This is a genomic window from Pseudonocardia acidicola, assembly GCF_012911935.1.
Lineage (GTDB): Bacteria > Actinomycetota > Actinomycetes > Mycobacteriales > Pseudonocardiaceae > Pseudonocardia > Pseudonocardia acidicola.
This window is the reverse complement of record NZ_JAAXLA010000098.1, coordinates 1-21864: the sequence shown is the minus strand read 5'-3', so window position 1 is coordinate 21864 and position 21864 is coordinate 1. Positions and strand designations below refer to the sequence as shown.

Here is a 21864-nt window from a genome sequence, read left to right as displayed (position 1 = left end):
GGGCTGGGCGGCTGCCGGGCTTGCCGTGCTGTCCCGCGGATTCCGCTCGCCGGTGGCCGTGGTCGGCGCGCACCGGGTGCCCGAGCCGCCCTACGCCGCCGGGCCGCAGGCCGCCGTCGCCGGGGCCACGTCGATGATCGATGTCTCCGACGGGCTGATGGCCGATCTCGGCCACCTCGCGGAGGCCTCCGGGGTGCTGATCGACGTGCGGACCGCGGCGCTGGAGGTGCCGCAGCGGCTGAGCGAGGTGGCGTCCGCGCTCGGCGCCGATCCGCGGCACTGGATGCTCACCGGCGGCGAGGATCACGCCCTGGCGGCGACGTTCCCGCGGGATGTCGCGCTCCCCGAAGGCTGGACGGCGATCGGCGCGGTCCGGGAGACGTCGACACCGCGCGTACTGGTGGACGGGCGGCCCTACGAGGGCCCGGCGGGCTGGGACCACTTCGCCCGGTGACGCACGGTGGTCACGGCGGCGGGGCGTCGGGGGCGTACTGGCCCTCGATCCAGCGGCAGATGGCCTCGACCACGTAGCGGCGTTGGGCCACGTCGAGCTCGTGGCCGGCCGGGATCCCGTGCCAGCGCTCCAGGCAGGTGCGACAGCAGGTCGCTGTCGCGTGCTGGGCGACGAACACCGGATGCCCGCGGTAGGGCGTCTGTCTGCCGTCGTTGCGGGGCTGCGCCGGGGCGAGCCGGGTGCCGATCAGGTCCTCTGCGTGCCGCCGGACCGTGGCGATCCCGCGCAGGTCCACCACCGCCCGGTCCCGGCCGCGCAGCCGGAACTTCGCCCGGAACGGATGCCGGCCGATGCGGCGCAGCCGGGCGTCGAGCGCGGTCATGTCGTTCATCGCCCGGTACAACGCCGGCGGGGTGCCGGCCCTTCCGGACGTCAGGGCAGCATCCAGCCCAGTACCGGCGTCGCCTGCAGCGCGATGAGGACCGCGAGCACCAGCAGAAGCCCCAGGCTCCAGCCGATCACCTTGCGCAGCAGTGCACCTTCCTGGCCCTCGAGCCTTCACCGCCGCCGCGGCGATCGCGAGGTTCTGCGGCGAGAGCATCTTGCCGAGGACGCCGCCGGAGGAGTTGGCCGCGGCGAGCAGTACGGGTGGGAGGCCGGTGCTCTGGGCGGCGGTCACCTGCAGTGCACCGAACAGGGCGTTGGCGGAGGTGTCGGATCCGGTCACGGCGACGCCGAACCAGCCCATGACCGGCGACACGAACGCGAGGGCCGCACCGGCCGCGGCGACGGCCAGCCCGATCGCGGTGGTCTGGGCGGACGCGTTCATCACGTAGGCCAGGGCGAGCACCGCGGCGACGGTGAGGATCGCCCAGCGCAGCTCGTACACGGTGCGGCCGTAGATCCGCACCGCCCGGCCGGCGCCGACCCCGAGCACGAACACCGTGAGTACGCCGGCGATCAACAGCAGCGTGCCGGCGGTGGAGAGCCAGGTCAGTGAGTACTGGGTCGTGCCGAGCGGCTCGCCGCGATCGGCGCGCAACCCGCGCTCGGTGCCCTGGCGTGAGCCCCGGGTGCACGGTTGTCACGAACGGCACGCTCGGTCGAACCTATTGAACGAAAGTGCCGTTCGTGGCAAACAGGGGCGCCGCGCGGGGGCGGGTGCTGAACCCGTCGGCGAGGTGCTCAGGCCCGGGGGACGGCCGTCCCCCGGATCGAGGCGTCGAGCACCTGGACCGGGTGCAGCAGCGGCACGGCGGCGCGGTCCGGCTCGCTCCCGGAGAGCTGCTTGCCGATCTGCAGCAGGCAGCCCGGGTTCGCGGTGACGATGATGTCCGGGTTCACCGACCGCACGTTGGCCGCCTTGCGGGCACCGAGCTCGGCCGCCGCCTCCGGCGCCACCATGTTGTAGATGCCCGCGGAACCGCAGCACAGCGCGGCCTCGGGGATGTCGACGAGCTCCAGCTCCGGGATGCTGCGCAGCACCGCGCGCGGCTGGTCGCGGACCTGCTGTGCATGTCCCAGGTGGCACGCGTCGTGGTAGGCGACGCGGCCGCGGACGGGGTGGCGGGGCGCGCGCGGCTCGAGATCGGCCAGCACCTCGTGGACGTCGCGGACCCGGGCGCTGAACCGCGCGGCGCGCGCAGCCCACTGCGGGTCGTCGGCGAGCAGGTGGGCGTAGTCCTTCATCGACGAGCCGCAGCCCGCGACGTTGGTGACGATCGTGTCGACGTTCAGGATGTCGAACCGGGCGATCGTCTTCTTGGCCCGCTCGATCGCGCTCGGCTCGCGGCCGGCGTGCAGTTCCAGCGCGCCACAGCACTGCTGGTCGCGCGGGACGACCACGTCGCAGCCCTCGGCCGCGAGCACCCGGATCGTCGCCTCGTTGACCCGGTGGAAGAACACGTCCTGCACGCAACCGGACAGCAACGCGACCCGCGCCCGGCGCTCGCCCACGGCCGGGGTGTGCACCGGCAGCCGGGCGAACGCGTCCTTGAGCCGCACCGGCGGAAGCAGCGACTCGGTGGCCGCCAGCCGGGCCGGGAGCTTGCCGAGGATCTTCGGCAGCACTCGCTGCCCGAGCGACGTGACCCGCAGCTTCTGGTACAGCGCCCCCGGCACGGCCGCGGCGCGCAGCCGCCGCCGGTACGGGAACAGCGCGAAGATCGCGTCGCGGAACAGTTTGTCCGACTTCTCCCGGGGCACATTGCGCTCGATCTGCGGGCGCACCGACTCCAGCAGCTTGTCGTACTGCACGCCCGACGGGCACGCCGTCACGCACGCCATGCAGCCCAGGCACGCGTCGATGTGCTCGGTGAACGGCCCGTCCAGACTGATCTCGCCCTTCTCGGCCAGGTCCATCAGGTAGATCCGGCCGCGCGGGGAGTCCATCTCCTCGCCCCACAGCTGGTAGGTGGGGCAGGTGGGCAGGCAGAACCCGCAGTGCACGCAGTCGTCGAGCAGTTCGCGGGCAGGCGGGTGGTGCGCGTCGAAGGAACTGGGCCCGGTCTGCGGCAGCTTCGTCTCGGGGGATCCGGCGGGGGTCGTCACTGCAGAATCACATCCAGGGGTAGAAGCGGCCGGGGCCGAGCCGGCCGTCCGGGTCGAGCGCGGTCTTCACGGATGTCAGTACGGCGAGCGCGGACGGCGGCGGGCCCCAGGCTGGGCCGCCGAATCCGGCGGGCCGGGCACGCAGCACCGAGGTGCCCCCCGCGGCGTGCACCGCGTTGTGGGCGCTCTCGATCGCGCCGGCGTCCGCGGGCAGCGCAGCGGTGGCCACACCGGTGCCCAGGCCGACGGTCAGCGCGGCGTCCGGCGTCGCCGCACCGGGCAGTGCGGCGAGCAGGCCCGGCAGTGCCGAGGGCAGTGCCCCGATCCGCAGCACCGCGCGGCCGGTTCCGCCGCGGACCCGCGCGGCGTGCGCGGCCCACTCCTCGTCCTCGGCCTCGACGGCGACGGAGCCGAGCGCCTCGCGCAGCCGCTGCACGCGCCCACCCAGCGCGTCCTCGGTGCCCTCGACCCGGACCAGCAGCCGACCGGCCTCGGTGGCGGCGGGGCCCGAGCCGGAACCGTCGGAGTCCGACCGCCACTCCAGCGCGACCGGCTCGTAGGGGCCGTCGAGGACCCGGCGGGCGTGCTCGGCGGCCTCGGTGAGCGGGCAGTCCAGCGCCACCGTCGCGGTCCGCCTCGGCACCGGGTGCAGTCGCAGCACGACCTCGACGAGCACACCGAGTGTGCCGTAGGAGCCGTGGATCAGCTTGGCGATGTCGTAGCCGGCCACGTTCTTGATCACGTGGCCGCCGGTGCGGGCGACGGTGCCGTCGGCCAGCACCACGGTGGCCCCGATGACCAGGTCCCGCAGCGAGCCGTAGACTAGCGCGGACGGGCCGGCGTCGGCTGTCGCGACGAGCCCGCCGACGGTCGCGCCGCCGGCGACGCGGGCGGCGTCGAAGGACACGTGCTGTCCGTGCGGGGCGAGCTCGCAGATGAGCTCGCGCAGTGGCGTGCCGGCGTTCACCGAGACGGTCATGTCGCCCGGGTTGTGGGTGATCACCCCGGTGAGGCCGGTGGTGTCGAGCACCGCGTCGACGGGGCGCAGCTCACCGCCCCAGTCGGCGGCGGTGCCGGCGCCGGCGATCGCGAGCACGCCGGCGGAGTCGAGGATCGCCTCGCGGGTCGATCTCAGGTCGGTCGGGCGCAGGGTGGTGGGCGCAGGGGCAGTCACAGGCGCTCGATCACTCCAGACTCCTCCAGCGGGTGGGGTCGGTACTTGCCGGGGCGTTCGCCGCACAGCCGCGGCGTGGGCAGCACCTTGCCGGGGTTGCACAGGCCGTCGGGGTCGAACGCGTCGCGGACGCGGTGCATGACCGCCAGGTCGTCCCCGCCGAACATCTTCGGCATCGAGCACGCCTTGTCGGTGCCGATGCCGTGCTCGCCGGACAGCGACCCGCCCAGCTCCACACACAGCTCGGCGATCTCGCCGGACAGCTTCTCGGCGCGCTCGGTCTCCCCGGCGGCGGCGCTGTAGAGCACCAGCGGGTGCAGGTTGCCGTCGCCGGCGTGGAAGACGTTGGCGACCCGCAGCCCGGCGTCGCGGCCCATGCCGGCTATCCGGTCGAGCACCTCGGCCAGCCGGGTGCGCGGGACGACCCCGTCCTGCACGAAGTAGTCGGGGGAGATGCGCCCGACCGCCGCGAACGCGGCCTTGCGCCCCCGCCAGATCGCCGCGCGCTCCTCCGGGGAGCCGGCGATGTGCAGCCGGGTGCAGCCGTGCTTGTCGCAGATCGCCTTGACCTGCTCGAACTGGACGTCGCACTCCTCGGCCGGGCCGTCGAGCTCGACGACCAGCGCGGCCGGGACACCGACGGTGTAGCCGGCGTGCACCGCCTCCTCGGCGGCCTCGATGGCGAGCGTGTCCATCATCTCCACCGCGGCCGGCACGATGCCCGCGGCCACGATGTCGCTGACGACGTCACCCGCGGCGCTCACCGACGGGAAGTCGGCGAGCAGCGTACGGACCGTCTCGGGCGTGCGCAGCAGCCGCACGGTGATCTTGGTGGTGACGCCGAGCGTGCCCTCGGAGCCGAGGAACACCCCACGCAGGTCGGGGCCCAGTTGCTCGGCCGAGTCGCCGCCCAGGGTGACCAGCGACCCGTCGGGCAGCACGACCTCCATGGACAGCACGTGGTTGGTCGTGAAGCCGTACTTGAGGCAGTGCGCCCCGCCGGAGTTCTCCGCGACGTTGCCGCCGATCGTGCAGACCTGCTGGCTGGACGGGTCGGGCGCGTAGTAGAGCCCGTGCGGTGCGGCCGCGGCGGTGATCTCCAGGTTGGTCACGCCCGGCTCCAACACCGCGCGCCGGTTCACCGGGTCGATCTCCAGCACCCGCTTGAGCCGGGACAGCGAGATCACCACGCCGTCGGCCACCGGCAGCGCGCCGCCGGACAGCCCGGTCCCGGCGCCGCGGGCGACGAACGGGACCTTGTGCTGCGCGCACACCCGCACGGCCGCGGCGACCGCCTCGGCGTCGCGGGGGAGCAGCACCAGGTCCGGAGTGACGCGGTAGCCGGTGAGACCGTCGCATTCATAGGCCCTGCAGCGCACCGGATCGTCGATCACGTTCTCTGCACCGATCGCGCGCGCGAACGCGCGCCGGACGCCCTCGTCCAGTGCCATCGGCCGACCTCCTCCTCGCTCGCCGCTGCGGGCAAACGTAGCCTGCGCTCCCCGTCGGCGCTCCCGCTGATCGGGCGCCCATGTGTCAGCGCTGCCTGACCCGTAGGCCGTACATACCGCCGTCGACAGCCACGTCGGTGCCGGTCACGGACGCCGCATGTGGGCTCGCGAGGTAGGCGATCGCGTGCGCGACCTCGTCCATCGCGACCAGTCGTCCGGTCGGTTGCCGGGCCTGCAGCGCGGCGAGTTCGGCAGCGGGGTCGTCGGCGGCACCGAGCAGCCGTCCGATCCACGGCGTGTCGACGGTCCCGGGGTTGACACAGTTCACGCGGATCCCCTCCCCGACGTGGTCGACGGCCATCGCGCGGGTGAGCGACAGCACCGCGCCCTTGCTCGCCGAGTACAGCGCCCGGTCCGGCAGCCCGGCCGTCGCGACGATCGAGCAGACGTTGACGATCGCCGCCGCGTCCGAGCGGCGCAGCGCGGGCAGCGCGGCCCGGGTGACCCGCACCAGCCCGAGCAGGTTGACGTCGAGCACCCGGTGCCACTCGTCGAGCCCGTTCGCCTCGACGGTGCCGGCCGCGCCGATTCCGGCGTTGTTCACCAGCACGTCGAGCCCGCCGAACCGCTCGACGACCTCGGCGACGGCCGATGTCACCGAGGCGTTGTCCGTGACATCGGAGCGCACGCCGACGAGCGGGTCCGGCACACCCGTCGGGTCGAGGTCGAGCACAGCGACGCGTGCGCCCCGGGCGGCGAGCAACCGGGCCGTCGCCAGCCCGATGCCCGACGCACCCCCGGTGACGATGGCCGACCGGCCTGCGAACTCGTTCATGGCAGCGTCTGCCCGCCGTCGACGTGCCAGGACTGCCCGGTGACGAACCGCGACGCGTCGGACGCGAGCACGACCGCCAGGTCGGCGACGTCCTCGGGGGTGGTGAGCCGGCCCATCGGGATCCCGGTACGGAACTTCGCCAGGTCGCCGTTGATCTGGCGTTCCGGGCCGATTCCGAGTCGCCGCCACTGCTCGCGCTGCAGTTCGGTGTCGCAGGAGCCGGGGCACAGCGTGTTGACCCGGATGCCCTCGTCGGCCAGCTCCAGGGCCAGGCATCGGGCCATCATGTCGGTTGCGGCCTTGGACGCGCAGTACGCGCCGAGGTCCATCCGCGGGGTGCGGGCGCAGTTCGACGTCACCACGACGATCGACCCGCCGGCAGCTCGGGCCCGCATGTGCCCGGCCGCGGCCCGCACCGACAGGTACGCCGCGCGGGTGTTGACGGCGAACTGGGCGTCCCAGTCGTCTACGGCGGAGCTGACCAGGTCGCCGGCGCGCAGGATGCCGGCGTTGTTGACGAACACGTCGGGGGCACCCAGCGCGTCGACCACCTCGGTCAGCGCCCGCTCGACCTCGGCGGCATCGGTGAGGTCGGCCGGAACGGCCGGGCCGCCGAGCTTCTCCGCGGCGACGCGGGCGCCCCCGGCGTCCTTGTCGATCACGGCGACGGTGGCGCCGGCCGCGGCCAGTGCGGTCGCGATGGCCTGACCGATACCGCGGGCTGCCCCGGTGACGGCTGCAGTCTTCCCTTCGAGCACGCGTGAGCTCATGCGGTGGTCTCCCTCGTGGGGGCGTCAGCGTACCGGGCGCGGATCGTGAGCAGCGACAGCAAGCTGATCACCGCGATGACCGCGAGCAGCCCGGCCATCGGCCAGGACGCGTTGTCGTAGCGGATCAGTAGCGCGCTGGCCACGAGCGGTACGAGCCCGCCGAGCATGCCCCCGATCTGGTAGCCCAGCGACGCGCCGGAGTAGCGCACGGCCGGCGGAAACATCTCCGAGTACAGCGCGGCCTGCGGCCCGTACATCAGCGGGTGGCCCAGCCCCATGATCACGATGACGCCGAGGAACAGCAGCGGCGTCGACATCGTCTCGATCAGGGCGAACAGCGGGAAGGCGAACAGCGCGACGAGGATCGCCCCGGCCGCGAACACCGGTCGCCGGCCGAGCTTGTCCGAGAGCGCACCGAACAGCGGCACCGTGAAGCACATGATCACGGCGGCGACCAGCACGGCGCCGAGGAACGTGCCCCGCGGGACGCCCAGGTGCGAGGTCGCCCAGGACAGACCGAGCACCGTGACCAGGTAGAAGACGGTGTTGATGATGATGAACGCGCCGGCCGCGCCGAGCACGCTGCCGCCGTGCCGGGTGATCGCGTCCTTGACCGGCATCCGCGCGGTGCCGCCATCGGCCTCGAGTTGGGCGAAGACCGGCGACTCGATGAGCCGCAGCCGGACGACCAGGCCCACGACGATCAGGATCGAGCTGAGCAGGAACGGCACCCGCCAGCCCCAGGACAGGAACGCGTCGTCGGGTAGCACGCCGACCGCGGAGAACGCCGCGGTGGACAGCACCAGCCCGAGCGGGCTGCCGATCTGCGGCCACGACCCGTAGAACCCACGCCTGCCCGGCGGGGCGTGCTCGACCGCCATCAGCACGGCGCCGCCCCATTCGCCTCCGACCGCGACGCCCTGCACGAACCGCAGCGCGACGACGATGATCGGGGCGAGGATGCCGATCTGCGCGTAGCCGGGCACCAGACCCATCCCCAGTGTCGCCAGGCCCATCGCCAGCAGCGAGATGACCAGCATCTTCTTGCGGCCGGCCCGGTCGCCGTAGTGCCCGAACACCATCCCGCCCAGTGGGCGGGCGGCGAACCCGACCGCGTAGGTCGACAAGGCGGCGAGCAGGCCGGCGCCGGGGGAGAAGTCCGGGAAGAACAGCTTGGGGAACACCAGGGCCGCGGCGGTGCCGTAGATGTAGAAGTCGTACCACTCCACGGTGGTGCCGATGAGGCTCGCGAAGGCGACCTTCGTGCTCTGCCGCCGGGTGCCCGGCGGCGCCGGTGGGGCGCTCACCGGCGTGTCGCTCACGACTGCACCCCATCCCCGTCCGTGGTGCGCCAGCGGTTCCCGCGGGCGACGACCGGCGCGACGAGATCGACCAGCTCGTTGCTCTGCTGCGCCAGGTCGCCGAGGGGCAGCGCCCGGCGGGCCCGGTAGCCGAGCAGACCGGCCACCCGTGGCTCCAGGAAGTAGGCCCCGGCGACGAGTTCGGCCAGCGCGCGGAACTCGGCCGGGTGATCGGCCATGAGCTCCGCGAGGTCCTGTGGTGCCCGCTCGCGCACCCGGTCGAGCAGCGCCCGCACCGGCTCGACGAGGTCGGGCCGCAGCGCCGCCACCGCGTCCACCCCGGCGGTGTGCACGTCCACGTCGGTGGCCGACGGCATCGGCTCGTCGCGGGGGACCACCATGTCGGCGAGGGTGCCGAGCAGCGCCTGCTCGTCGGCGGTCCACACGGTTTCGGTCGTCGCGGTCATGCCGGCACCTCCTGGTTGGCGCGCTTCGCGATCATGTGTTCGACGTTGCGCAGCGCCATCGCGGCGATCGTCGCGGTCGGGTTCATGCCCGAGGACGTCGGCCAGGTGCTGCCGTCGAGGATGAAGAGGTTGGGCACGTCGTGGCACCGGCCGTAGCCGTCCACCACGGAGGTCGTCGGGTCGTCGCCCATCTTGGTGGTGCCGAGCAGGTGCCAGCCGGTCTCCCGGATCTGCGGTGCGATGACGACCTGCGACGCCCCGGCGGCCTCCAACGACTCCCGGGCCCGCGCGAGGTTGAAGTCGAGCAGCCGCCTGCTGTTCTCCGACGTCTGGTAGGTGATCTTCGGCGCCGGGGTGCCGTACTCGTCGACCGCGTCGGCGCTCAGCGTCACGTGGTTGGTCTCGTAGGGCAGGTCCTCGGTGATGATCCCCCAGACCGCGGAGTGGCCCAGCCGTTCGCGGACCGTGCTGTGGAACCGCTCGCCCCAGAAGTCGGCGCCGCCCCAGGGGAAGGGCCGGGTCATGGCCAGCGGCCCACCGGTGGGCATGAGGTTCCACTTGGCGCCGCGCAGGAAGCCGCGGGACTCGTCGGTCTCGTAGAACTCCAGCGAGTACAGCAGCTGCCCGTAGGCGCCCTGCGCCGCCTCCAGCGGGTCGTCGAAGATCCCGACGACCGATCCGAACGGGTGCATCATCAGCCGCTTCCCGACGAGCCCGGACGAGTTCGCCAGCCCGTCGGGATGGTTCTTGCCGGTCGACAGGAGCAGCAGCCGCGGCGTCCCCACCCCGTTGGCGGCCAGGATCACGATCTGCCCGCGCTGCCGCCGCTCGACCCCCTCGGCGTCGAAGTAGACGACGCCCGTGGCGCGGCCCGCGGCGTCGGTCTCGACCGTGGAGACGGTCGCGCGGGTCACGAGATGCGCGCCGCCGGCGATGGTGTCGGGCCAGTGCGTGATGTCCGCCGAGCCCTTCGCGCCGTCCACGCACCCCCAGAGGCATGTCCCGCGCTGCTGGCACGGCTTCAGGTGCCCGTGGTTGCGGGTGGCGATCGCGTTGGACCCGGGCCACCAGTGCCAGCCGAGCTTGTTGTGGCCGGCCGCGACCCGGTGGCCCGCCTTGCCGATCGGCACCGGCGGCATGGGGTAGGTGTCTGCGCCCGGGAAGGCCGGGTCGCCGTTCAGGCCGGAGACGCCGAAGTCCTGCTCGACCCGCGAGTAGAACGGCACCAGGTCCTCGTAGGTCAGCGGCCAGTCGTCGGCGACCCCGTCCAGGGACCGGACCCGGAAGTCCGACGGCATGTTGCGCATCCACTGGGCGGCGTAGAGCACGGTGCTCCCGCCCACCCCGTTCCAGATCAGCGCGCTGATGTCGGAGTCGGCCTCGTCGATCGGGTAGTCCCCGACGCCGCGGCGGACGTTCGGGAGTTGCGACCACTCGTTTCCGGCGGAGAGTTCGAAGTCGGGTTCTGCGGAGCGGGCGGTGGAGTAGTCCGGCCAGTCACCCTGCTCGAGGCAGACCACGGACATGCCGGCTTCGGTCAACGCCTTGGCGGCGATCGCGCCGGAGGGGCCGGCGCCGACGATGACGACGTCGGCCACCTCGGGGAGTCGTCGTGCAGCAGTGGCATCGTTGCCCATTGAGCACCATCCAGAGTTGTCGGGACCGTGGTGGGAGAGCTGGTGCGCCGCGGGTCAGTGCTGTGGCGCGGCCGGGGAGCGATGAGCCGCGGCGCGCAGTGGCGTCGGGGTCAGCGCGGCGTCGAAGGCGCTGGTGATGGCCTCGCGGGCCTTGCCGGCCCGGGCCGCGTCGCCGATCACGACCACCTCGGTGGTGGCGCCGATCGGGAGGCTGCGGGCCAGGTCGGCGCCGCGGCCGGCGCGGAGCCGGTAGTAGAGCCAGTCACGCACCCGGGTCGAGGCGAACAGCCGGGCGGCGAGGGTGGTGCGGGCGGCGCGGGTGTGCAGCAGCCGGGGGACCACCGCGCCGAGGCCGAGCCGGTAGTGCGCGCCGGTCGCGACGACCACGACGTCGGCGTCGTGCAGGTCCTCCCGGGTCGCCTCGGCGCCGAACCGGAACCGCACTCCCTTGCGCCGGCAGTCGCGCTCGAGCTCGTCGATGTAGGCGACGAAGGTGGGTTCGGCCGCGGCGACGTCGTTGAACCGCGGTGCCAGCCCGGTGAGCCGGAACGCGCCGCCGGGCCGGTCGGCCCGGTCGATCACGGTGACGTCGTTGCCCGGCGCCACCAGCGACGCGTACGACAGCCCGGCCGGGCCCGCGCCGAGCACGACGATCCGCCGGCCGGTCGGCGCGGTGGCGCCGGCGTAGTCGTCCTCGCGTCCGGTGGCCGGGTTGACCACACAGGACAGCTGCGCGCCCGAGCGCATGTTGGTGATGCAGTGGTTGCAGGCCAGGCAGCGCCGCACCGGTTCACCGGCCCGGGCCTTGACCACCCACTGCGGGTCGGCGATCAGTGGCCGGCCCAGCGCGACCACGTCGAGCTGCCCGGTGGCCACCGCGCGGGCCGCGAGCTCGGGGTCGCCGAGCCGCCCGACGCCGATCACCGGGACGGACACGTGCTGCTTCATCCGGGCCGCGTACTCCAGGAACGTGGCCGCCGGGTAGGCCATCGGCGGGATCATCCGCTCGGCGGCGGGCAGCGACCGGTAGTGCCCGGCCGTGACGCTGACCGCGTCCGCGCCGTCGCGCTCGGCCCACTGCCCGACCTGCATGCCCTCGTCGGCGGTGAGCCCGCCGGGGAAGAAGTCCTCCACCCCGATCCGGAAGATCACCGGCAGGCCGGCGACCTCGGCCTTGATCCGGCGCAGGATCTCCAGCCCGAACCGGGCCCGGTTCTCAAGGGAGCCGCCGTAGTCGTCGGTGCGGGTGTTCTCGTACGGCGACAGGAACTGCGAGATCAGGTAGCCGTGCGCGCCGTGCAGTTCGACGACGTCGAAGCCGGCCTGCCGGGCCCGGCGCGCGGCGGCGACGTAGGCGTCCTGCGTCTCGCGCATCCGGGCCGGGGACATCGCCTCGGGCACGGCGATCTCGTGCTCGATCTCGAACACCGGCGTCGGCACCGCCGAGGGCGCCACCGGGGTGACCCCGGAGACCGCGCCGCGCGCCCGGCTGCCGCCGTGCCCGAGCTGGATCGAGGCGCGGGCGCCCGCCTCGTGCAGCACGGCGACTAGCCGGCGCAGCCCGGGCAGGAACGTGTCGTCGTAGATGCCCAGCTCGCGGAAGCGGTGCTTGCCCGCGATCTCCGGGGAGGCCATCTCGACGGTGACCAGGCCGACGCCGCCCTCGGCGCGGGCCCGGTAGTAGGCGATGGTCGCGTCGGTGACGTGCCCGACGTCGTCGGCCAGGCGGGTGGTCATCGACGGCAGCAGCGTGCGGTTGCGCAGCCGGACCCCGCCGATCTCGATGGGGTCGAAGAGCTCAGGCATTCGGCAACCCGGCCTGTTCCACCGCGGCCCGCAGCCGGTCGCGCTCGGCGTCGGTGACGGCCTGCAACGGCGGCCGCACGTGCGCTGCGTCGATGCGGCCGAGCAGTTCCAGGGCGACCTTCATCCGGTTGTGCCCGTCGAGGAACGGGTCGGCGTAGCAGGCCTCGGCGAAGGGCTGGATCCGGTCCCACACCCGCCGGGCCTGGGCCAGGTCCTGCTTCTCCACGGCCCGGAACAGCTCCACGTGCAGGTCGACCACGACGCTGCCGTGCCCGGACAGGATCCCGTCCGCGCCGGCCACCAGCGAGGCCAGCAGCGAGCGGGAGAAGCTGGACAGCACCGAGACCGGCTTGTCCAGCGCGCGCAGCGCCCGCAGGTTGCGCTCGTAGGCGACGATGTCGTTCGACCACTCCTTGATCGCGACCACGTTGTCGATCTCCGAGCAGATCCGCACGATCGCGTCGGTGCCCAGCCGCAGCCCGGACGTCGCCGGGTAGACGAAGGCGATCATCGGCAGGCTGGTGGCGGCGGCGATCTCGGCGTAGTGGCCGAACGCCATCTCCGGGCGGGCCTGCGACCCGCCCTCGAACACCACCGACGGGAACACCAGCAGCGCGTCCGCGCCGGCCCGCTCGGCGTCCGCGGCGATGCGCGCGGCCTTGGCCGAACCGTCCTGGTACACCCCGCAGATCACCGGGACTCTGCCGGCGACCTCGTCGAGCACGATGTCGAGCTGGCGGCGCTGCTCGTCGGCGGTCAGCGTGGCGACCTCGGAGGCGTGCGCGTTGGTGGTGATGCCGGCGACGCCCTCGACGTCGAGCAGCGCCCGCAGGTGCCGGCGCAGGTTGGGCTCGTCGATCTCCAGATCGGCGGTGAACGGGAGCAGATGGGCCGGGATCACGCCGCGGAGCTGCACCATCGTCGGTTCCTTCCTCGGGGCGTCGTCGGTTCCTGGGAGGTCCTTCGGGGATTGCGGGAAAGTTACGGCTCGACGAATGGGTGACGGAAATGCCAATCTGGCACCTCTTATGCACAGGAGGCATCACACGTATGACGGCTGAGCGCACCGTGGAACTGCGCCACCTGCGTGCGTTCGTGGCCGTCGCCGAGGAGCGCAGCTTCACCCGCGCCGCGGAGCGACTGCAGATCACCCAGCCCGCCCTCAGCCGCACGATCGCGGCACTGGAACGCCTGGTCGGTGCCGGCCTGATCTGGCGCAACCGGCGCACGGTCCAGCTCACGGCCGCGGGTGTGCGCTTCCTGCCGCACGCGCATCGGGCGCTCGCCGTCGTCGAGGAGGCGGTGGGCGTGGCCGGCGGGGAGGTGCCGGCGCTGCGGGTCGGGTTCACCTGGGGCTCGACCGCGGAGTACACGGCGCCGATCGTGCGGGCGTTCGAGCAGGACAACCCGGGTGTCGTGGTCGACATCCGGCGCTACGACGACACCGTCGCCGGGCTGGCCGACGGCCGCACCCACGTCGGTTTCCTGCCCGGGGACCCGGACGATCCCCGGCTGGGCACCCTGGTGCTCGCCGAGGAACCACGCGTCGCGGCGCTGCCTGCCGACCACCCGCTCGCCGGCCGCGACGAGGTGATGCTGCGCGACCTCGAGAACGAGATCGTGGTGATCAACGTCGTGTCCGGCACGACGTCGCTCGACCTGTGGGACACCGGCCGCCGCCCGGGCACCGTGGTGCGGGTGCGCAACGTCGACGAGTGGATGGAGGCGATCGCCGCCGGCCGCGGCATCGGCCTCACGCCCGCCTCCACCGGGCGGCTCTACAGCCACCCCGCGATCCGCTACCGGCTGATCGCCGACGCCCCGCTGGTGCCGATCACGCTGGCCTGGCCGCGGACCGCCCCGCACCCGCTCGTGGCGGACTTCGTGGCGGTCGCCGGCCGGACCCGCCCGCAGTCGCGGGACTGAGCCGCCCCGGCGGCCGCATCATGCGCCCAACCACAGACCGGTGACCTGCCCGTCCCGGAACCGGGCCACGGCGCGCCCCTCCAGGGCGGCCGCGTGGTCGCCCCGCCCCCGGACGGTCCAGATGACCTGCTCCCGGGCGACCTGCTTGCGGGTCGGGTCGAGCTGCAGCTCACCGCACAGGACGTCGTCCACGAACCGGCGTAGCTGCTCGGTGCCGCGGTAGCGGCCCTGCCGCGGGAACGGGGCCGAGGACACCAACTCCGCGTCCTCGGCGAACGACCCGACCACCGCCTCGGCGTCCCGGCCGGCCCACACCTGCTCGAACGCGAGCCCGGCCAGGAAGGCGTCCGCCTGCTGTTCACCGAGGGTCATCAGCGCGCGGATGAACGCCGGGTCGCGGTCGAGCTTCGACGCCGTTCCGAGCTGCTCGGTCAGCGGGGTGCGGGGCAGCGCGATGACGCGCACGACGATCTGCTTGTATCGGCCACCGGAGGCGAGCAGGCCCTCGTCGAGCAGCTGGTCGATCTTCTCGATGAAATGCAGTTCCTGGTAGAGCGAGAGGTTGCCGGACAACTCGTTGCGGCGGTCGGCGATCTCGATGACCGTCGTGGGTTCGAGCGGTTGCTCCTGGGGGTTGATCTGGATGACCCACAGCTCGTCGGGCGCGGTGTCGATCAGTTCGCGGACCGGGGGATTCTGCGAGAACAACCCGTCCCAGTAGGTTCCGCCGTCCACCCGCACCGCGCGGAAGAGGGTCGGGATCGCCGCGGACGCGAGCACCGTGTCGGCGGTGATCCGGTCCCGGCGGCTGTTGAACGTCCGGAACTCGCCGGAGAGCACATCGACGGCCCCGATGAGCAGCAGCGGGTGCCGCGCGGCCGCATCGAGACCGAGCTGGGCGAAATCGACCTGCCGCTCCAGGAGTTGCCGGAACTCGTCCATCGCCACGACCGACGCCGGGGTGTCGTACGGGCTGATCACGGGCAGGACCCCGAGTTCCTGCAGCGTGCTCGCCCACATCAGGCCGACGTTGGCCAGTTGCTCCCACGGCTCGGTGGCGGAGTTGTCCGACCAGAACCGCTCCAGAAGCCGCGCGGCCCGGTCCCGGTCGTCGTCGAGGAGGGCGTACCAGGCCAGGAGGGCGCACACCGCGCCGCCGGAGGTGCCGCTCAGCCCCGCCACCTGGTACCGGCGGATCTCCTCGGCGAGCAGCAACCGTTTCAGCGCGCCGGCGGTGAATGCGGTGTGGCTGCCCCCGCCCTGGCAGGCGATCGCAACGCGTCTCGGGGTGCCGGCGTGGTCCGCCCGGGTCGGGCTGCTCATGCCGGCCGACCGTACCCCGGTTGCCGTGCTGCACACGCCCCCAACAGGAGGCCGTGCGTTCAACGGCCGGATCGCGGGCCGACCAGAACTGATCAGTAACTTTCGGCGGCCCTGGCGGTTGAACGAGTGTGGGCTTCCGCGAATCGCTCCGGTTCTCGCTCGTCCTCGCCGCCGCGATCGCGCTGATCCTGGCGCTCGCCGGTGGGGCCACCCCGGCAACGGCCGCTCCGGCCGCCGAGGCCGGGCCCGGATCACTGGTCGCCGCCGAACCGACGACGGCCTTCCTCGCGCCGGGGGTGCCCCTGTCCGGCCGGGCCTGGTCGCTGCACTACCGCTCGACCTCGGCGACCGACGCGCCCGACACCGTGTCCGGCACGCTGCTGCTGCCGCCCGGCGACTGGACCGGCCCCGGTGAGCGTCCGGTGGTCAGCTACGCGATCGGCACCCACGGACTCGGCGACCAGTGCGCGCCGTCCGCGGAGCTCGCAGCCGGCACCGAGCAGGAGCTCGGCCTGATGCAGCAGGCGCTGGCCCGCGGCTGGGCCGTCGTCGTCACCGACTACGAGGGTCTCGGCACGCCGGGCGACCACACCTACGTCGTCGCCCGCTCCGAGGGGCACGCCGTGCTCGACGCCGTGCGTGCCGCGATGGCGGTCCCCGGTGCCGGGCTCTCGGCGCACGCGCCGGTCGGGATCTGGGGGTACTCGCAGGGCGGCGGGGCGGCGGCGATGGCCGCCGAACAGGCGGGGGAGTACGCACCCGAGCTGAACATCCGCGGGGTCGCGGCAGGCGGCGTGCCTGCCGACCTGGCCGCCGTGTTCGCCAGCGGTTCGAACTCGCCGCTCGCCACCGGACTGATCATCGCCGCGACGGTCGGCTTCGACGCGGCCTACCCGGACCTGAAACTGCGCGACCTGTTCACCCCGGCCGGGCAGGCGGTCTACGACGAGATCCGCCACGAGTGCGTCGGGCAGATCATCGCGAGGGGTGCGCCCTACACCGTGCGGGGCCTCAGTGCGGTGCCAGACCCGCTGGCCCGCGACGACGTGCGCGCCCGGCTTGCCGAGAACAGCGTGGGCTCGGTGGCGCCGGGGTTCCCGGCGCTCGTCTATCACGGCGGTGCCGACGAGCTGATCCCCGTGGTGCAGGGCCGCGGGCTGCGCTCCGACTGGTGCGCTCGGGGCGCCACGGTGCACTACCTCGAGCTGCCCGGCACCGAGCACGTGACCGGCGCGGCCCTGGGCGGCCCGCCGGTGGTCGGCTGGCTCGCCGACCGGTTCGCGGGGCGGCCCGCGCCGAGCAACTGCGGGTAGCAAGCCGGCGGGCTCCGCTCTCGCCGGGCGCGCACACCCGCTCGGTCCCGAGGCGTTCACTCGACCGACGCCACGCACCGCCCCGCTGCCATGGCCGTTGCCGTCGACTGCCGGAGGCAGCGGCGAGGCCGACTGTGCCGTGCCCCACCCGACGTCGTCGAGGCCGGCCGGCCCGGGTGTGCGTGCGGCCCGCGCCCTTCGCCGTCACCGGTGGACCGGTCGACCGAGTTGTGGCAGGCCTCCGATGCGGAGTTGCTGGCCGGGCTCGGTGCGCTGCAGACGGAGTTGAATACGACGTGGGCGCGGATGCTGGGGTTCGTCCGTGAGGTGCAGGACCGGGGGTTGGCCGAGCGGCGTGGCTACGGGGGCGTGGCCGATCTGTTGCGTGAGGCCCAGAACGTGACCCGGTCGACGGCCGCGGCGCGGGTGCGCGCGGCGCGCGATGTGCTGGCGGCCCGCGGGGTGTCGGGGGCGGTGCGGGCGGCGGGGTTGCCGGTGACCGCACAGGCGGTGGCCGAGGGGGCGGTCTCGGCCGAGCATGTGCGGGCGATTCAGGACACGCTGGCCGGGTTGCCGGCGCATCTGGAGGGGCACCGGGCGGGGTTGGAGGCCGAGTTGGCCGGGTTCGCCCGGGCCCTGGACCTCGACGCGGTGCGCAGGCTGGGCGGGGCCGCGCTGGCCAGGCTGGATCCGGACGGGCCGCGCCCGCGCGACGGGGACCCGACACGGACCCGGTTCGCGCTGGTGCCCCGCGGGGCGGGCTTCGACGCGCACCACATTCTCCACTGGGCCGACGGCGGGGTCACCGCGCTGCACAACCTGGTGCTGCTCTGCCCGCGGCACCACACCCTGATCCATTCCGGGGAATGGGCCGTCAGCCTCGGCCAGGGCTTCCCGATCTTCCATCCTCCACCCTGGATACCGGGCGGGCCGCGGCGCAACCCGCTGCACCGCACCGACCTCATCGCCCGCGCATGAGCGGGTGTCGCCCGGCTGCGGAGCCGGCGGATCTGTCGGGTGTCCGGGTCTGCAAGTCGCGGGCGTCCCCGGGGCGGCGGTGGCGCGCTCGGGCAGCCGCGGCTCTCGCGGCGCGCGAGGTCGTCGCCGTTGGATGCGTCACGGGCGGTGTCACGGGGTCCGGGCCCGGCACGGGTGCTCGGCCGGCTGCCGCTTCGTCCTTCGAGGGCTCTCACCTGGGGATCTGGCGACTGTCCGGCACGGGAAACGGGTACGGCGGCCGTGGGGATCCGCACCTACCGAGATAGTTCCGTAATGCGGAAAGCTAGATCCGTCTGGTAGAAAAAGAGCTGCGAACGACGGCGATCGAGGATGGTGGAGACGGTGAGCACGGATCAGGCGACCGATACCGGTGACCTGCAGGTCGACCCCACGCTGCGGGCGTTCGTGGCCGATGAGCTGCTGGCGGGCCTGGGTATCAGCCCGGAGGCGTTCTGGTCGACGCTGGCGGGCCTGCAGCAGCGGTTCGCGGGCCGCATCGGTGAACTGCTCGCCCGCCGGGACGAGCTGCAGGAGCGCATCGACAGCTGGCACGCGCAGCACGGTGCCGGGGGCGTGGACGCCTACGAGGCGTTCCTCACCGAGATCGGCTACCTGCTGCCGCAGGCCGAGGTGCACATCGACGTGTCGAATGTGGACCGCGAGATCGCGGAGGTGGCAGGCTCGCAACTCGTCGTCCCCGCGACCGTCCCGCGCTACGCGCTCAACGCCGCCAACGCGCGCTGGGGCTCGCTCTACGACGCGCTCTACGGCACCGACGCGCTCCCGCTCGATCGCGAGCTCGCGCCCGGGTACGACGAGGAGCGCGGCGCCCAGGTCATCGCGGAGGCCGACCGGCTGCTCGACGAGCTGTTCCCGCTCGAGACCGGCAGCCATGCCGATGTCACCGCGTACTCCGTCGGCGACGGCGCGCTCGTCGCCGAGACCGCGGGCGGCACGACCGGGCTGGCCGACTCGGCGCAGTTCGCCGGCTACCGAGACGGTAGCGCGATCCTGTTGCGCCGCAACGGGTTGCACGTGGAGATCGTGATCAACCCCGAGCACCGGGTGGGTCGCCAGCACCACGCCGGGGTCGCCGACGTGATCCTGGAGGCGGCGGTCACCACGATCGTCGACCTGGAGGACTCCGTCGCCACCGTCGACGGCCCGGACAAGGTCGAGGCCTACCGCACCTGGCTCGGCCTGATGACCGGGGAGCTCTCCTCGGAGTTCGAGAAGGGTGGGGAGACGATCCTGCGCCGGGTGCACGGAGACCGGGAGTACACCGGCGCCGACGGCAACCCGCTCACGCTGCCCGGCCGCTCGTTGCTGCTGGTCCGCAACGTGGGCCACCACATGACCACGAACGCGGTGCGCACCGCCGACGGCACCGAGATCGCCGAAGGCCTGCTCGACGCGCTCGTCTCGGCCACCGCCGCCCTCTACGACCTGCGTGGGCAGGGCCGGTACTCCAACTCGCGCACCGGCAGCGTCTACATCGTCAAGCCCAAGCAGCACGGCCCGGACGAGGTCGCGCTCACCGTCGAGGTGTTCGCCGAGGTCGAGCGGGCGCTGGGGTTGGAGCCGCGCACGCTCAAGATCGGGATCATGGACGAGGAGAAGCGCACCACGGTCAACCTGGAGGCCGCCATCGCGGCCGCCGCCGACCGGGTCATCTTCGTCAACACCGGCTTCCTCGACCGCACCGGCGACGAGATCCACACCTGCTTCCTGGCCGGCCCGGTGGTGCGCAAGAACGACATGAAGGCGACGACCTGGCTGGGCGCCTACGAGGACCGCAATGTCGACGTCGCGCTGCGCGCCGGCTTCCGCGGCACCGCGCAGATCGGCAAGGGCATGTGGGCCAAGCCCGCGGCCATGGCGGACATGCTCGAGCAGAAGATCGCGCAGCCGCGGGCCGGGGCGAACACTGCGTGGGTGCCGTCGCCGACCGCGGCCACCCTGCACGCGCTGCACTACCTGCGCACCAACGTCAAGGACCGGCAGGAGGAGCTGGCGAAGCGCCCGCTGACCGACCGGCGCAAGCTGCTCGAGGTGCCGGTGCTGTCCGCGGACGCGGCGGCGGCGCTCACCGCCGAGGAGAAGCGCCACGAGCTGGAGACCAACGCGCAGTCGATCCTGGGTTACGTCGTGCGCTGGGTCGGGCTGGGCATCGGGTGCTCGACCGTGCCCGACCTGGAGGGCGTCGGGCTGATGGAGGACCGCGCCACGCTGCGGATCTCCAGCCAGCTCATCGCCAACTGGCTGCACCACGGCCTCGTCGACGAGCAGACCGTGCGCGAGACGTTCGCCCGGATGGCCGCGCTGGTCGACGACCAGAACGCCGACGAGCCGGGCTACCGGCCGATGAGCAAGGACCTCGAGGGCAGCGAGTCGTTCCAGGCCGCCCTGGACCTGGTCTTCTCCGGCCGGCAGGAGCCCAACGGCTACACCGAGCGGGCGCTGACCAGCTGGCGGCGGAAGGCGAAGGCCGCTCACTGATCGAAACCGGTGCCGGGCGATCGGAGGGTGGATGAAGCCGTGGGTGCGCGTGGCAGCGGTGCTGTTCGTCATCGGCTACGGGGCGAACCAGTTCAGCCCACTCATGGTCATGTACCGCGAGCAGAGCCATTACTCGCCGGTCACCGTCGCCGCGTTCTTCGGCGTCTACGTCGCCGGGCTCGCGCCCGGCCTGCTCATCGGCGGCCCGGCCTCGGACCGCTGGGGACGCCGCCGGCTGCTGCTGCCGTGCCTGATCGTGTCGGTGCCGGCCAGCGCGGTGCTCGCCGCCGGCGCCGTCTCCGAGGCGGCGCTCTACACCGGACGGTTCCTGTTCGGTGTCGTCACCGGTGTCGCGATGGCGGTGGGCACGACCTGGGTGAAGGAGCTGTCCCAGCCGCCGTGGGACCCGGAGGCCGACGAGGGCTCGGGCGCCCGGCGCGCAGCGCTGTCGCTGACGGCCGGTTTCGGCGTCGGCCCGGCGATCGGCGGCGTGCTGGCCCAGTGGGCCCCGCTGCCGATGGAACTGCCCTACCTGGTGCACATCGCCATCACCCTGCCGGTGATCGTCTGGTTGCTGCGGACGCCGGAGACCCGGGGGTCGGCCGGTGCGCCGTCCGGCTCGCTGTGGTCGGACCTCGCGGTGCCCGCCGCGGGGCAGCGCCGGTTCCTGCGGGTCGTGGTCCCGATGGCGCCGTGGGTGTTCGGCGCGCCGTCGATCTCCTTCGCGGTCCAGCCCGCGGCACTCGGCGCCCGCACCGCCGGTTACGGGCTGGTCTTCGCCACGTTGCTGACGGCGCTGACGCTGGCCTCGGGCGTGGGCATCCAGTCGTTCGCCCGCCGGCTGGACCGCCGCTCGCGCACCCTGGGCGCGCGGCTCGGGCTCTCGCTCGTCGTCGCCGGCACGGCGCTGGCCGCGGGCACCGCCGCGCTGGGCTCGCTGGAGCTGGCCCCGGTCACGGCCGTTGTGCTCGGGGCCGGCTTCGGCATCTCACTGGTGTCCGGGCTGCTCGAGGTACAGCGGATGGCCCGCACCGACGACCTCGCCGGACTCACCGCCGTCTACTACGGACTGACCTACATCGGATTCCTGTTCCCGGTGCTGCTCGCCGCGCTCAGCGGGTTCGCGAGCTACCCGGTCCTGCTCGGCGGGATGGCCGTGCTGGCGCTGGTCAGCCTCGTTCTCGTCACCATCGCGGGACGCGAGGGCACGCCCGGACCGGCGGCGGCCGGTGCGCGGAAGCGTGAAGCCGGTCTCGACCGAGGCTGAAACGGCGCGGAAATGGGCGGCCGGTTCGTTCGGCCCGATAGAATCGATCTCGTCGACGCCGGTGGCTCCCCGTGCCCGGCCCGACCCCGCCC

Annotated in this window: 18 protein-coding genes; 6 read left to right on the top strand and 12 right to left on the bottom strand. The window is 73.2% G+C overall.

Features of this window, described 5'->3' with window-relative positions:
- A partial coding sequence (locus tag HF526_RS31355; RefSeq protein WP_420821672.1) for a thiamine-phosphate kinase occupies window positions 1-454 on the top strand: 454 nt, incomplete at its 5' end.
- A 10-nt stretch (window positions 455-464) separates the two neighbouring features.
- Here HF526_RS31355 and HF526_RS37185 read toward each other — a convergent pair.
- From HF526_RS37185 to HF526_RS31295, 11 genes are all read right to left on the bottom strand, one after another.
- Complete coding sequence (locus HF526_RS37185; protein WP_338051886.1) at window positions 465-1496, bottom strand: DUF4186 family protein; 1032 nt, start codon at window positions 1494-1496, stop codon at window positions 465-467.
- A gap of 143 nt (window positions 1497-1639) precedes the next feature.
- A complete protein-coding gene (locus HF526_RS31340; protein WP_169385270.1) occupies window positions 1640-3004 on the bottom strand; it encodes a heterodisulfide reductase-related iron-sulfur binding cluster in 1365 nt (454 codons plus the stop codon).
- A gap of 7 nt (window positions 3005-3011) precedes the next feature.
- A complete protein-coding gene (locus HF526_RS31335) occupies window positions 3012-4178 on the bottom strand; it encodes an FAD-binding protein (RefSeq protein ID WP_169385269.1) in 1167 nt (388 codons plus the stop codon).
- Window positions 4175-5629, bottom strand: a complete 1455-nt coding sequence (locus HF526_RS31330; RefSeq protein WP_169385268.1) for an FAD-linked oxidase C-terminal domain-containing protein — start codon at window positions 5627-5629, stop codon at window positions 4175-4177. The genes HF526_RS31335 and HF526_RS31330 overlap by 4 nt, the downstream gene beginning before the upstream one ends.
- Window positions 5630-5714: 85 nt before the next feature.
- Complete coding sequence (locus HF526_RS31325; RefSeq protein WP_169385267.1) at window positions 5715-6464, bottom strand: SDR family NAD(P)-dependent oxidoreductase; 750 nt, start codon at window positions 6462-6464, stop codon at window positions 5715-5717.
- On the bottom strand, window positions 6461-7234 hold the full coding sequence (locus HF526_RS31320) for an SDR family NAD(P)-dependent oxidoreductase (protein ID WP_169385266.1): 774 nt from the start codon (window positions 7232-7234) through the stop codon (window positions 6461-6463). The genes HF526_RS31325 and HF526_RS31320 overlap by 4 nt, the downstream gene beginning before the upstream one ends.
- Entirely contained in the window at window positions 7231-8556 is a 1326-nt protein-coding gene (locus HF526_RS31315) for an MFS transporter (protein WP_169385265.1), read from the bottom strand. The genes HF526_RS31320 and HF526_RS31315 overlap by 4 nt, the downstream gene beginning before the upstream one ends.
- The gene (locus HF526_RS31310) at window positions 8553-9002 is read right to left on the bottom strand and encodes a hypothetical protein (RefSeq protein ID WP_169385264.1); all 450 of its coding nucleotides are present in this window, start codon (window positions 9000-9002) and stop codon (window positions 8553-8555) included. The genes HF526_RS31315 and HF526_RS31310 overlap by 4 nt, the downstream gene beginning before the upstream one ends.
- Window positions 8999-10639: a GMC family oxidoreductase gene (locus HF526_RS31305; RefSeq protein WP_169385263.1), complete on the bottom strand. Its 1641-nt coding sequence runs from the start codon at window positions 10637-10639 to the stop codon at window positions 8999-9001. Before HF526_RS31305 ends, HF526_RS31310 begins: the two co-directional genes overlap by 4 nt.
- A 54-nt stretch (window positions 10640-10693) precedes the next feature.
- Window positions 10694-12445, bottom strand: coding sequence for an oxidoreductase (locus HF526_RS31300; protein ID WP_169385262.1), 1752 nt, complete (start codon window positions 12443-12445; stop codon window positions 10694-10696).
- Window positions 12438-13364 carry a dihydrodipicolinate synthase family protein gene (locus HF526_RS31295; protein ID WP_169385261.1) on the bottom strand — a complete coding sequence of 309 codons (927 nt, stop codon included), beginning with the start codon at window positions 13362-13364 and terminating at the stop codon, window positions 12438-12440. The genes HF526_RS31300 and HF526_RS31295 overlap by 8 nt, the downstream gene beginning before the upstream one ends.
- A gap of 131 nt (window positions 13365-13495) precedes the next feature.
- On the opposite strand from HF526_RS31295, the gene HF526_RS31290 reads away from it, so the two are divergent.
- A complete protein-coding gene (locus HF526_RS31290) occupies window positions 13496-14371 on the top strand; it encodes a LysR family transcriptional regulator (protein ID WP_169385260.1) in 876 nt (291 codons plus the stop codon).
- An 18-nt stretch (window positions 14372-14389) separates the two neighbouring features.
- Here the strand turns inward: HF526_RS31290 and HF526_RS31285 are convergent, their stop codons facing one another.
- On the bottom strand, window positions 14390-15694 hold the full coding sequence (locus tag HF526_RS31285) for a patatin-like phospholipase family protein (RefSeq protein ID WP_169385259.1): 1305 nt from the start codon (window positions 15692-15694) through the stop codon (window positions 14390-14392).
- Between the two features lie 128 nt (window positions 15695-15822).
- On the opposite strand from HF526_RS31285, the gene HF526_RS31280 reads away from it, so the two are divergent.
- From HF526_RS31280 to HF526_RS31265, 4 genes are all read left to right on the top strand, one after another.
- Window positions 15823-17007 carry a lipase family protein gene (locus HF526_RS31280; RefSeq protein ID WP_338051885.1) on the top strand — a complete coding sequence of 395 codons (1185 nt, stop codon included), beginning with the start codon at window positions 15823-15825 and terminating at the stop codon, window positions 17005-17007.
- A gap of 210 nt (window positions 17008-17217) precedes the next feature.
- The gene (locus tag HF526_RS34845) at window positions 17218-17985 is read left to right on the top strand and encodes an HNH endonuclease signature motif containing protein (protein ID WP_211178083.1); all 768 of its coding nucleotides are present in this window, start codon (window positions 17218-17220) and stop codon (window positions 17983-17985) included.
- A gap of 363 nt (window positions 17986-18348) precedes the next feature.
- Window positions 18349-20505, top strand: a complete 2157-nt coding sequence (locus HF526_RS31270; RefSeq protein WP_338051884.1) for a malate synthase G — start codon at window positions 18349-18351, stop codon at window positions 20503-20505.
- A gap of 31 nt (window positions 20506-20536) precedes the next feature.
- Window positions 20537-21772, top strand: coding sequence for an MFS transporter (locus HF526_RS31265; RefSeq protein ID WP_169385257.1), 1236 nt, complete (start codon window positions 20537-20539; stop codon window positions 21770-21772).
- Window positions 21773-21864: the final 92 nt, after the last annotated feature.

Excerpts from the sequence above, each read along its gene's own strand:
- HF526_RS31290 (WP_169385260.1), top strand. The coding sequence starts at position 13,496 with ATGACGGCTGAGCGCACCGTGGAACTGCGCCACCTGCGTGCGTTCGTG.
- HF526_RS31310 (WP_169385264.1), bottom strand. The coding sequence starts at position 9,002 with ATGACCGCGACGACCGAAACCGTGTGGACCGCCGACGAGCAGGCGCTG.
- HF526_RS31300 (WP_169385262.1), bottom strand. The coding sequence starts at position 12,445 with ATGCCTGAGCTCTTCGACCCCATCGAGATCGGCGGGGTCCGGCTGCGC.
- HF526_RS31305 (WP_169385263.1), bottom strand. The coding sequence starts at position 10,639 with ATGGGCAACGATGCCACTGCTGCACGACGACTCCCCGAGGTGGCCGAC.
- HF526_RS31320 (WP_169385266.1), bottom strand. The coding sequence starts at position 7,234 with ATGAGCTCACGCGTGCTCGAAGGGAAGACTGCAGCCGTCACCGGGGCA.
- HF526_RS31325 (WP_169385267.1), bottom strand. The coding sequence starts at position 6,464 with ATGAACGAGTTCGCAGGCCGGTCGGCCATCGTCACCGGGGGTGCGTCG.
- HF526_RS31330 (WP_169385268.1), bottom strand. The coding sequence starts at position 5,629 with ATGGCACTGGACGAGGGCGTCCGGCGCGCGTTCGCGCGCGCGATCGGT.
- HF526_RS31285 (WP_169385259.1), bottom strand. The coding sequence starts at position 15,694 with ATGAGCAGCCCGACCCGGGCGGACCACGCCGGCACCCCGAGACGCGTT.
- HF526_RS31265 (WP_169385257.1), top strand. The coding sequence starts at position 20,537 with ATGAAGCCGTGGGTGCGCGTGGCAGCGGTGCTGTTCGTCATCGGCTAC.
- HF526_RS31295 (WP_169385261.1), bottom strand. The coding sequence starts at position 13,364 with ATGGTGCAGCTCCGCGGCGTGATCCCGGCCCATCTGCTCCCGTTCACC.